A 12007-nucleotide genomic window follows, 5' to 3' on the forward strand; every position below is an offset into this window, starting at 1 on the left:
AATTTACTATTATTTTAGAGTCAAATTTTATGCCAGCTGAACACAGCTTCCGGCAATAACTTTTAAACCGCTTTCAAATTCTTTCCAGACTCTAATGTATTTGAAAACTCCTTGTATGGGATTATTATCGTAATTACCTTTTAATGAAATAGTAACAGCAACTACAGCCGAATTATTGATTACATTAATAATTTGATCTGAAGCCTCCAGAGAGTCAATTTTCATTTTTCCGGAACGGTAAGCATTTAAATCAAAATCTTTGGTAATAGTTTGTCCGTCCGGCATATTAAAAAGTAAATCATCATGAAGCATTTGATCTAAAACGGAAATGTCTGAATTTTTAATTGCTGTTAAAAGTTCAATCTCGGCAGTAACAATTGTTTCTTTTTCCATTAAATAAGGATTTAGCGTTATTTCTTAGGATTCTGGATTGCTTTTATCATAGCGTCATCTTTTAAAATAACATCATAATAATACATTTCTCCATATAACTGACGTGCAAATTCTGCTGTAATGTATCTATTTACCAATGCTTTGGTTTTATCTAATTTAAGATCTAAGCCAGTCATTAGTATATAGTTTTTAAACTTTTTAAAATAAGCATCAGAAGTTTTCATTTTTTCTAAAAACTCATTAAACTTAAGTCCTGCAAAAGCATCACGATCTTTGTCTAATTCTTCAAAAACAAAATGTCCTACAATTCCGGTTTGAAGCAGATAAGCCACATTTTCATTTCCATGTTCAGCTTCCATTGGAACAAAAACATCCGGAACGATTCCGCCTCCGCCGTATACGATTTTTCCTTTTGGCGTTTTAAATTTTAAAGAATCTGCGACTTTTATACTGTCTTTTGCATACAATTCTCCGGTTGCAATTCTAGATTCTGATTCTTTAAAATATTCTTCGTTTCCTTTTTTATATGGTTTTTGAATTGAACGTCCGGTTGGCGTATAATATCTCGCCACGGTTAAACGAACGGCAGATCCGTCGTTAAAATCCATTTCGCGCTGTACTAAACCTTTTCCAAAAGAACGACGTCCTACAATAGTACCACGGTCATTATCCTGAATAGCGCCAGCCAGAATTTCGCTTGCAGAAGCACTGTTTTCGTTAATTAAAACAAATACTTTTCCCGTTTCAAAACTTCCTGCTTTTGTCGCGTATGTTTTCTCTGTAGTTCCGTTTTTGTTTTTAGTAAAAACAATCAGCTGTTTATCTTTTAAGAATTCATCGGCAATAGCAATGGCTTCTTCCATATAACCGCCTCCGTTATCGCGAAGATCAATTACAAGCGACTGAATTCCTTTTTGTTTTAATCTGGTTAAACCTGTTTTAAATTCATTAAAAGTAGTTTCGGCAAAACGATTGATTTTGATATAACCTGTATTATTTCCAATTAATAAAGAAGCATCAACACTTTTAATTGGTATAACATCTCTTTTAATTTTAAATTTCAGCTTCTTTTGTTCCGATTTTCTAAAAACTGTCAATTCGATTTCAGATCCTTTTATTCCTTTTAATTTAGAAAACAAACTATCAGAAGGAAGTCTTCTGCCGTATAATTTTGTTTTTCCTGCAAACAGGATTCTGTCTCCGGATTTTAATCCCGCTTTTGCCGAAGGTCCGTTTTCGACTGGTTTTATAATAGCAACAGAATCTTTGTACATGTAGAAATTAATTCCAATTCCAACAAAATCACCTTTCATGCTTTCGGCAACCTCAGCTTGTTCGCTTGGCGGAATATAAACAGAATGCGGATCTAATTTTGAGAGTATATTATCGACAGTAAGATTAACTATAGAATCTGTATTAACGCTGTCAACATATTCAGTATTGATAAAATCAATAAGTTTATTCAGCTTGGTTTTTGAGTAATTTTTAGCCAAAAGCTGATCATCTGCGGAAGCATTTGTAAAACTTCCTATCACGGTTCCCAGAGCAAAAGTCGCTCCAATAACAATTGGCAGATATTTGGGATTAAATTTCATTATTCTTCTAAAACAGGAATATGTTCTACTTCGACACCCGCTTTTATTAAAAACTGAATTCCGGCATCATCTCGGTATCCGTCTTTATACACCACTCTTTTGATACCAGACTGGTGTATTAATTTACTGCATTCTTTACAAGGCGAAAGTGTAATATATAATGTTGCGCCTTCGCAGGATTGTGTTGATCTGGCTACTTTCAGGATTGCATTTGCCTCTGCGTGCAGTACATCCCAGCGCGTTAATCCGTCTTCGTCTTCACAGCAATTTTCAAATCCGGAAGGTGTTCCGTTGTAACCGTCAGAAATAATCATTCTGTCTTTTACGATAATCGCACCAACCTGTTTACGTTTGCAATACGATAAAAGACTCCATTCTTTAGCAATTCGCAAATAGGCTTTATCGTATTTATTTAATTTTTTTACTTCCATTTATTTTATCTGTTCCAAATAGGACTTTCGATAATCATTGGAATTACTACTCCAATAATAAAAGCCGACATTACCAGCGCCCAGTCGCGTTTTGAAAAACGAAAAACTGTCTGCACTATATATGATATTACCAAAACAACAAAAACAACAATTAACTGTGCTGCTTCGATACCTAAGGCAAACTCTCCCAAAGGTAACAATTTTGACGATGCAGAACCTCCTAAAATTGTTTTGAAGTAATTTGAGAATCCTAAACCGTGAATAATACCAAAGAATAAAGTTATAAAAAATACCAGATTTATGCTATCATTTTTTGAGGTCTTTCCTGCCGTAAATAAATGATAAAGAGCTGTTATTAAAATCGTAATAGGAATTAAAAATTCGACCAGATTTACCTTTATGGCTACGATTCCGTAAACTGAAAGGATTAAAGCAATGGTATGTCCAATTGTAAAAACTGAAACTAAAAGAAAAATCCTTTTCCAGTCTTTAAAAAGGTAAGGAACCGTTAAAGCAATTAAAAAAAGAACATGGTCGTAAGCATTAATATCAAGCACATGCTTTAAGCCTATTTGAAAATAAATCCAAAATTGTGACATAGGGAATAGAAAATTAAATAATTAGGGGTTGTAAACTTACAATTAATTTTGATAATTAAAGATTTGCATTATCAAATCGTACAATAAAAATAAGTTAAATTTTATGAGAAATTTAAAATCAATAATTTAAAAATAGACCTATATTTGTTCAATAAAAACTTATTAATTATGCCATTTTCAGAATTATTTGATAACGAATTCAAACAAAGAAACAGAGGTCATTTCTCTGCAATTGTGCGTGTTGCATTTGCTGACGGTAAAATAAGCCCGGAAGAACAGGAATTTTTGGATAAAATTGCTTCAACATTACAAATTTCAGAAGACGAATATAAAGAGATCCTTAAAGATCCGTGGAAACACCCAATAAACCCGCCTTATTTATATACACAGCGTTTAGAACGTTTATATGATTTAGCAAGAATGGTTCACGTAGATCACCACTTAGGAGATCAGCAGGAAGTTATGTTAAACCGTATGGGATTAGCTTTAGGATTTACTCCGGGCAACGTAAATTATATTGTTTCAAAAGCATTATCTCTAATCGATAAAAAAGTAGATTTAGATACTTTCCTTTTTGAAATGGAGAATATGAATAAGTAATTTTTAGTGTTCAGTATTCAGGTTTTTAGTGTTCAGTCTATATGCTGATTCTTGAAATTGAATTCTAACTAAAATATAGAACCCGACAGATTTTAAAAATCTGTCGGGTTCTTTTTTATAATTAACCGAAAAAAAAAGTTTTTAAAACCTTTAGAATAATTTCGGTTAAGTCTGAACACTAAAAATCTAAACACTGAACACTCTACTCAGCTGCCATAAATTCCTCCGCTTTTTCTACCATGCTTTTGCTTCCGCAGAAAAAAGGAACTCTTTGGTGCAGTTCAGTTGGCTGGATTTCCATAATTCTTCCAAAACCATCTGTTGCTTTTCCTCCCGCCTGCTCAGCTATAAATGCCATTGGATTACATTCGTATAATAAACGTAATTTCCCTTTTGGCGCTTTTGAACTTGTTGGATATATATAAATTCCTCCTTTAATCATGTTTCGGTGAAAATCGGCAACTAAACTTCCTATATATCGTGAAGTATACGGGCGATCTTCTTCTTCACGCTGGCAGTATTTAATGTAATTTTTTACTCCCTGCGGAAAATGAACATAATTTCCTTCGTTTACAGAATAGATATTTCCGTTTTCAGGAAACTTCATATTAGGATGTGAAAGGTAAAATGTACCAATTGCCGGATTTAACGTAAACCCATTTACACCAAAACCGGTTGTATACACTAACATGGTTGAAGTTCCATAAATTACATAGCCTGCTGCAACTTGATTGACTCCCGGTTGTAAAAAATCCTCGCTTGTTACCGGAGTTCCTATTGGCGTAATTCTTCTAAAAACAGAAAAAATAGTTCCCACAGAAACATTTACATCAATGTTTGAAGATCCGTCTAGCGGATCCATTAAGATCACGTACTTATTATTATGACAGTTGTCGCTCCCCTGAACTGTTATAAAATCGTCGTTTTCTTCTGAAGCAATACCACAGACAATCTCACGGTTTATTAACGTCTGGATAAATACTTCGTTTGCATAGACATCTAATTTTTGCTGGTCTTCGCCCTGAATATTCTGCTCGCCGGCGGCGCCAATAATATCCACTAAACCTGCTTTGTTAACTTTATAGTTTACGACTTTTGCCGCCAAACGTATAGAGTTGATAATTCGGGAAAGTTCTCCCGACGAATACTGAAATGCTTTTTGGTTCTCAATAATAAACTCTCCCAGTGTTTTATTGCGTTCTTCCATTGCTATATCGTTATAGTTTTAATTTTAAGTCACAAATATCGCTTATTTTGTGAGAATGATTTAAAAATTATTTTGTTAGTTTGCTACTATTGTATATTTGCTAATTAATGGCAAAAAGTACCTTATAAATAAATGCTTTTTTAGCTAATAAAGACTTAATAATACGAATAAATGAATATTAGAAAAGGAAATCCCGAAGACATGAAATCGGTTTTGGGGTTAATACAGGAGCTGGCAATATTCGAAAAAGAACCTGACGCTGTAGTTATTACAGAGGAAGATTTAGTTCGTGACGGATTTGGAGAAAAACCGCTTTTTCAGGTTTTTGTGGCCGAGATTGATTCAGACGAAAGTGAAAGCGGTAAAGAAATAGTAGGCATTGCGTTATACTATTATCGTTACTCTACCTGGAAAGGAAAAACCATACACCTTGAAGATTTAATTGTGAAAGAAAAAATGCGCGGCACTGGTTTAGGTTCTGCCCTTTATTCTGAAATTATGAAGCAGGGAAAAAGAGATAATGTGCGAAGAGTAGAATGGAACGTTTTAGCGTGGAATACACCAGCCGTAAACTTTTATAAAAACTCAGGAGCCAAAATTCTCGAAGACTGGCAGGTTGTTCAAATGGACGAAGCTGGCGTTAATGCGTTCTTAGAAAAGTTATAAAAATATATTTTGCCACAGATTATCAGGATTAAAATGATTTTAAAATCTGTGTCAGCTTATCTTTAGCTTACAAATTAATTGATTAGCAAAAGATAAAAAATCTGTGAAAATCATTTTAATCTGTGGCAAAAAAAGCTGCGGCATAAAAATTATAAAGTATAAAAGTATACCAGATTTCGTTTAATCTGAAATCTAAAATTAAAAATCTAAAATCAACAATGAGAGTATTTAAATTTGGTGGTGCATCAGTAAAAGATGCAGATGGAATTAAAAACGTATACGACGTTTTACAAAAAGTAGGTTATGAAGATGTGATTTTGGTCGTTTCGGCAATGGGAAAAACCACAAATGCTCTTGAAGTAGTAATCAAAAATTATTTTGATAAGTCAGAAGAACTAAATTCATCTGTACAAGAAATAAAAAATTATCACTTTCAAATCGTATTAGATTTGTTTAAAGATGAAAACCATCCGGTTTTTGCAGCTGTAAATGCTCAGTTTGCAGAATTAGAATATTTCCTTGCGCATAACAAATCTCCTAATTATAACTTTGTTTACGATCAGGTTGTAAGTTTTGGTGAATTAATTTCGACTAATATTTTAAGTCATTTTATGAATTTCATGGGCATTCAGACACAATGGCTTGATGTTCGCAACTTCATTAAAACGAATGCAAACTACAGAGATGCCGAAGTTGACTGGGAAACTACAGAACAAAACATCAGCAAAAATGTTCCAAGAAAAACATTAAACATTACACAAGGTTTCCTTGGTGCCGATGAAAATAACTTTACAACAACTCTTGGTCGTGAAGGTTCTGATTATACTGCCGGAATTTTTGCTTACTGCTTAAATGCCGAAAGTGTAACGATTTGGAAAGATGTTCCAGGAGTTATGAACGCCGACCCTCGTTATTTTGAAAATGCAAGTCTGCTTAACCAGATTTCGTATCGTGAAGCTATCGAATTAGCGTTTTACGGAGCAACGGTTATTCACCCAAAAACATTACAGCCGTTACAGAAAAAAGAAATTCCGTTATACGTAAAATCGTTTATCAATCCGTTATTAAAAGGAACCTGCGTTTCTAAAGGTGTTGATTTAGAACCGCAATATCCGTGTTTTATTGTAAAAAGAGAACAGCTTTTAATTTCGCTTTCTTCAATTGATTTTTCTTTTATTATGGAAGAAAACATCAGCGAGATTTTTGGCTTATTCCATGAATTTAAAATCAAAGTAAACCTGATTCAAAATTCGGCGATTAGTTTCTCTGTGTGCGTTGAAGATAAATTCGGGAACTTTAATGATTTGAATGCGATTCTTTCGAAAAAATTCAAAGTAGATTACAGCGAAAATGTAACGTTGTATACTATCCGTCATTTTACAGAACAAGCTGCAGAAACGGTAGAAAAAAACAAAGTTGTTTTATTAAAACAAGTCAGCCGCGAAACGATGCAGATTGTTACTAAAGAACTAAATTAATATTGCTTTATAAAAGGTAATTATTTCAATTCGATATTTAAAAAAAGGCTTCACTTTAACGGTGAAGCCTTTTAATTTTACCTCGCCCTATTATTTTCTGTCTGCTCAATTTCAGACTTCTTATAAGTTGTCTTTTTTGAATTTCCAAAACTGTAAAAGGCAATTAATTTGAAATAATTACTGGTGTAAGTTCTGTGGTAATAAATCTGGGTTTGTCCAACATTGTAATCTCCGGAAACCATGAACTTATGAAAAATATCATTTGCCGTAAAATTGATTCGCAGAGCATCTTTAAAAAAGTTCTTTTCGATTCCTAAAGTTACTGTCGAACGACTATTTTCGGTTCCTAATCCGTAACCTCTGTCGCCTAAATACCAGGCCAAAAGCTGGAGTTTAAAAAGCTTTGGAATCGTAAATGTATTATTTGAATAGAAATAAAACTGCGGCGTTACTGCACTAAAAACGTACGAATAATTATAATCTACAGATTTGCTTAAATTTATACTTATGGTATTAGCTGAATTCCACCATTTGACATTAAAAGATCTTGAAAGCGAACTAAAAAACACATATCCTTTTTCAAGATTAATGGCTTTTAAAACATAACTATTGGGTGTATCTCCACGCAATGCAGCACCAGAAATAGGATCTATTTTATAGGTATAACCCATTTTAAAATCGAATTTCCTGTACATCGCACCAATTTCAAAAGCATGTGTTTTTTCAGGAACTAAATTTGGATTTCCTTCAATTGTCGTAAAAGGATCCTGATACACCACATAAGGATTTAAAGCCTGATAACGCGGTCTGGTAATTCTCGAAACATACGAAAAATGTCCTTTTAGATTTTCAGAAAAATCCATATTTAAAAGCAGATTTGGAAATAAATTTCCATAGCTTTTTTCAAAATTCTGAATTCCGTTTGCATTGGTGTACAAATCATAACTCGTCCATTCTCCCCGAACACCTGCTGATAAGTTTAATTTTTGACCAATTGAAGTTCCATAATTAAAATAGGCCGCATTAATGTTTTCTTTATATTCAAAATCGCTCGAAAGTTCATCATCAAACTCAAATTTCATATCGCCAGCATCTGCAATTAAAAAATCAGTTCCGGATTTTACTTTGGCATAACTAAACTTCGCTCCCATTTCGAGTTTGGTTTCTTCGTTTATTTTTTTAGAATAATCCCCTTGAAGAGCAATTATATTGATCGCGTTTCCTACGTTATTTTTTAAGAATCTCTGTCCGTCAAGAGCATCAACCACGCTGTTTTCTTCAATAAAATCTCGTACTGTTCCGTTGTAATTAGAATATTGAGAACCTATAAACAACGACGAACCTTTTGGATCTGTAATTAAATTATAATTCAGATTAATAAACTGATTCAGCAATACATCATTTTTCTTAATATCGGTAGCAAAAAAACTGTTTCCGGAATTATTTTCAATAGAATTTCGGCTTTCAACAGTTCCACCCAAATCTTCAATATTGCCGCTGTAGGCCAGCGAAATATAACTTTTCTCAGAAAAAGTATATTGAACTCCGGCACTAAAATTAGAGTAATTATTAAACTCTCTTAACCAATCGGTTGTAAGAACAGATTTCATATAAATATCAGGATCAGGACGTGTCCGGGTTGTATAAAGTAATTCTCTGCTTTTTCCTAATTGGAGTCCATAATTTGAAATAAAAGAGAATTTCCCTTTCGAATAATTAAAATCGACAAGTGTATTGGTGCTTGTTCCGGCAAATTTTGAAACGGTAACATGCTGGCCTACCGATCCCATAATACCGCTTTCAATTTTTTTTTTAGTAACGATATTTACAACTGCTTTTCCCTCGGCATCATATTTTGAAGACGGGTTCGAAATAACTTCAATTTTAACAATCTGCGAAACCGGAATGGCAGCAAAACGTTCGTAATTAATCAAAATTCCGTTTAAGTAAATAATTGCTTCCCCTTTTCCCAGAACGCTTATTTGTCCTTCGGCAACAACAACATTTGGAACTCTTCCTAATAATTCGTTTACAGAACTGCTTGTGGCAAGAACAGTTCCGTTAACATTAACATCAATTGTACCGTTTGCGCTGTATTTTAATAAAGAAGGCTGACTCGTAATCACAACTTCGTTTAACTGATTATGATCTTGATTTTTGATAATTATAGAATCCGGAACAGACAATGCCGGTGTTATTTTTTCTATTAGTTTATCTTCATCAACATAAGATTTATCCCGATTATTTTTTACTGATTGTGCTTTTATTTCAATTGATGAAAAAATCAGGCAATAAATAAAAATGCCGGCTGCAATAAGAAATTTCATAAACTTTAATGATTAACAGTTTGACTTTATTTGAAACAAAAGTCATCTGAAAATCTATGAATGAGGTAACCGAAAGGGAAATCAGGAGTACGGATTTATAAATTAATACTCTTTTTTAGAGAGGCTAAGGTGCTGAGAAACTAGGCTCTAAGGTTTTTTTATTAAACTTGAAATTATGCTCTCGCAAAGACGCTGAGGCGCAAAGTTTTTTTATTTTCTTGGCGGCTTTTCGACTTTGCGAGATTATTTTAAATTTTATCTAAGTCGATAATGCCTGAAGCTGATAATTTAGCGGCGTGGTTCCGGTATGTTTTTTAAAGGCTGCAAAAAATGTAGATTTCGAGTTAAAGCCAACATCATAACCCACAGATTCTAAAGTCAGTTTATCGTTTGATGTAATAATGCTGCAGGCGGCATCTATTCTAAATTCATTTATATAACTTGTAAAGTTTCTGCCAAGATTATTGTTTAAGAATTGTGATAATTGATGACTTGAGATATTAATTTCATCAGCTAAATCTTTTAAACTCAAATTTGGGTTTTTATATAATGCTTTTTCATTCATTATTTTCTGTAGTTTTTGAAGTATAACAACAGACTCTGACTCGCTTAATTTTTTACTTTTTTGAATAGAAAGCAGGAATAAATCATCTGTTCTTTTTCTGTGTAAAAGAATTAAAATGATGAGATACAAAACAAAGGTAAAAGCAACTGCTCCAGTAATACATGAAACAAACGGAACTCTTGAAAATCCTAAAAAGTAAGCCAAAAATATTAATGCATTACCAAAGAAAATAGCGCTAAACCATTTTTCTGCTGCTGAAGAACTCTCATAATTTGAGATTACTTTTTGAAGCAGTATTCGGATTTCATAACCGGAGACAAAGAGATATGAAAACCATTGCAAGAAAATAAAAGCCACAAAATAGTAATTCCATAAAACAGGATAATTTTGGTACGGAAACCATAATCCGATAATTAAAACTGCCAGAAACCAAATTCCTAAATGCAATTTCCAATGTTTTAAAACCGTGTTATGAATTGCAGATTTTAAAACGTAATACAAAAACGGTCCAATAAATAAACAAGCCGAAAGTCCAATCTGCAAATAGGTTTTAGGCAGATCATTATTAAAATAAACAAAAACCGTAACGGCAATTCTGGTGCTTAAAACAAACAAAAGTGCGCCAAGGAAATAATTAGAAAGATATTTTTTCTTTGTAAAAAACAAAAAATACAGACTTAGAATAAATCCGTTAAAAGTGCCTAAAGCACCAAAAAAGAATACTATTTCCTTGCCAATACTCATATCTATGTTTGTAAAGCCTGAAGCTGATAATTAAGCGGTGTGGTTCCGGTATGTTTTTTAAAAGCAGCAAAAAATGTCGATTTTGAGTTAAAACCAACATCATAACCTACAGATTCTAAAGTCAGTTTATCGTTCGATGCAATAATTTTACAAGCTTCGGTTATTCTAAATTCATTAACGAAACTGGTAAAATTCTTGCCCAGATTATTATTTAAAAATTGTGATAATTGATGACTCGAAATATTAATTTCCCGTGACAAATCCTGCAAATTTAAATTTGGATTTCTGTATAAACTCTTTTCGTTCATTATACTTTCGAGTTTTTGGGCTATAATGCCTGCTTCGGGCGAATCTATTTTTTTACCTGAAATTTTCTGATTGTTTAACAAAAACAAATCGTCCGTTTTTTTTCGGTACAAAAGAATAGAAATAATCAAATACAAAATAAAAGAAAACACAACAGCACCGCCTATATAAGTCGCTGCCGAAGCTCCCATAATTGCCAAAAAGTAAAAAAGAAACAGGAGAAAGTTACCTAGAAAAAGAGTTCCAAACCACAGTTCTGAAGGGCTTGTTTTTTCTTTAGTATTAAAAATTTTCTTTAAAACATTTCTAATTGTAAATCCTGAAAAAGCGATATAAACAAACCATTGAAAGTAAATCGCAATTATAAAATAGTCCCGCCATAATTTAGGATAATATTCATAAGGAAATACTATTCCTGCACCAACAATCAGTGTTCCCCAAAACAAAAGAATCAGTTTCCATGATTTTGGCATTACATTAATTTCTTCAACTGCCGATTTTAGAAAATAATACAAACAAGGCCCAATAAAAAAACAGGCTGTAAGTCCCAACTGCAGATACATTTTTGGAAGCTCTGGATGAAAATATACAAAAACTGATTTTCCAATCCTGATACTCAAAGCAAACAACATCGCGCCCAGGAAATAATTAGTGAGGTATTTTTTCTTGGTAAAAAAGAAAAAATAAACGCCCAGAATAAGTCCGTTGAAAGATCCCAAAGCACTAAAAAAGAATAAAAGTTCTTTGCCAGTATCCATAATTAAGTTCGTTATATCGTAAACAAAGCTAAAAAGATTATTTTTAAATGAAAATAAATCCGTTATTTTATGATAACGAGATAATTAAACTAATTATGGGAAATTTTAACGAACCAAGCGAAGAAACCAAAAACAGATGGCAGAACGATCCAGACAATTGGGTATGGGGAATGTTTTATTATAATCCCGAAGATCCAAGACTTTTTCCGCCAAAAAGAATTAAGGAATTTGGATGGACTACAAACTTTGCTAATCCAAATTCTGTTCTTGTTATGATAATTCTGATTTTAGTATTGCTGATCTTCATATTATTTTCTCATTAATATCTGTTAAACTAT

The 12007-nt window shown here is 32.8% G+C and carries 12 protein-coding genes; 4 read left to right on the forward strand and 8 right to left on the reverse strand.

What is annotated here, in order from left to right; genetic code table 11:
- Positions 1-27 precede the first annotated feature (27 nt).
- The 4 genes from ABD859_RS03115 to ABD859_RS03130 are packed head-to-tail and all read right to left on the reverse strand — an operon-like array spanning position 28 to position 3018.
- On the reverse strand, positions 28-393 hold the full coding sequence (locus tag ABD859_RS03115) for a nuclear transport factor 2 family protein (protein WP_345140120.1): 366 nt from the start codon (positions 391-393) through the stop codon (positions 28-30).
- A 17-nt stretch (positions 394-410) separates the two neighbouring features.
- Positions 411-1988 carry a S41 family peptidase gene (locus ABD859_RS03120; RefSeq protein WP_345140122.1) on the reverse strand — a complete coding sequence of 526 codons (1578 nt, stop codon included), beginning with the start codon at positions 1986-1988 and terminating at the stop codon, positions 411-413.
- The gene (locus tag ABD859_RS03125) at positions 1988-2419 is read right to left on the reverse strand and encodes a deoxycytidylate deaminase (RefSeq protein WP_073410592.1); all 432 of its coding nucleotides are present in this window, start codon (positions 2417-2419) and stop codon (positions 1988-1990) included. The genes ABD859_RS03120 and ABD859_RS03125 overlap by 1 nt, the downstream gene beginning before the upstream one ends.
- Before the next feature lie 5 nt (positions 2420-2424).
- Positions 2425-3018, reverse strand: coding sequence for a HupE/UreJ family protein (locus ABD859_RS03130; protein WP_345140127.1), 594 nt, complete (start codon positions 3016-3018; stop codon positions 2425-2427).
- A 168-nt stretch (positions 3019-3186) separates the two neighbouring features.
- Here ABD859_RS03130 and ABD859_RS03135 point away from each other — a divergent pair, with 168 nt between their 5' ends.
- Entirely contained in the window at positions 3187-3618 is a 432-nt protein-coding gene (locus ABD859_RS03135) for a tellurite resistance TerB family protein (protein WP_012022623.1), read from the forward strand.
- 202 nt (positions 3619-3820) lie between these two features.
- Here ABD859_RS03135 and fbp read toward each other — a convergent pair whose 3' ends face one another.
- Positions 3821-4825, reverse strand: coding sequence for a class 1 fructose-bisphosphatase (gene fbp, locus ABD859_RS03140; protein ID WP_345140134.1), 1005 nt, complete (start codon positions 4823-4825; stop codon positions 3821-3823).
- Positions 4826-4996: 171 nt separating this feature from the next.
- Here fbp and ABD859_RS03145 point away from each other — a divergent pair, with 171 nt between their 5' ends.
- Both ABD859_RS03145 and ABD859_RS03150 read left to right on the forward strand, forming a co-directional pair.
- Positions 4997-5491 (forward strand): GNAT family N-acetyltransferase, encoded by a 495-nt coding sequence (locus tag ABD859_RS03145; protein ID WP_345140137.1) that lies wholly within the window; start codon positions 4997-4999, stop codon positions 5489-5491.
- 218 nt (positions 5492-5709) lie between these two features.
- Positions 5710-6969 carry an aspartate kinase gene (locus ABD859_RS03150; RefSeq protein ID WP_345140140.1) on the forward strand — a complete coding sequence of 420 codons (1260 nt, stop codon included), beginning with the start codon at positions 5710-5712 and terminating at the stop codon, positions 6967-6969.
- Between the two features lie 77 nt (positions 6970-7046).
- On the opposite strand, the gene ABD859_RS03155 is transcribed toward ABD859_RS03150, so the two are convergent.
- From ABD859_RS03155 to ABD859_RS03165, 3 genes are all read right to left on the reverse strand, one after another.
- Complete coding sequence (locus ABD859_RS03155; RefSeq protein ID WP_345140143.1) at positions 7047-9296, reverse strand: TonB-dependent receptor domain-containing protein; 2250 nt, start codon at positions 9294-9296, stop codon at positions 7047-7049.
- A gap of 259 nt (positions 9297-9555) precedes the next feature.
- Positions 9556-10605, reverse strand: a complete 1050-nt coding sequence (locus ABD859_RS03160; RefSeq protein ID WP_345140146.1) for a helix-turn-helix domain-containing protein — start codon at positions 10603-10605, stop codon at positions 9556-9558.
- Positions 10606-10607: 2 nt separating this feature from the next.
- Positions 10608-11669: a helix-turn-helix domain-containing protein gene (locus tag ABD859_RS03165; protein WP_345140149.1), complete on the reverse strand. Its 1062-nt coding sequence runs from the start codon at positions 11667-11669 to the stop codon at positions 10608-10610.
- 47 nt (positions 11670-11716) lie between these two features.
- On the opposite strand from ABD859_RS03165, the gene ABD859_RS03170 reads away from it, so the two are divergent.
- Positions 11717-11992, forward strand: a complete 276-nt coding sequence (locus tag ABD859_RS03170; RefSeq protein WP_345140152.1) for a DUF5808 domain-containing protein — start codon at positions 11717-11719, stop codon at positions 11990-11992.
- Positions 11993-12007 lie beyond the last annotated feature (15 nt).

It is taken from the genome of Flavobacterium ginsengiterrae, assembly GCF_039539785.1.
Taxonomy (GTDB): domain Bacteria; phylum Bacteroidota; class Bacteroidia; order Flavobacteriales; family Flavobacteriaceae; genus Flavobacterium; species Flavobacterium ginsengiterrae.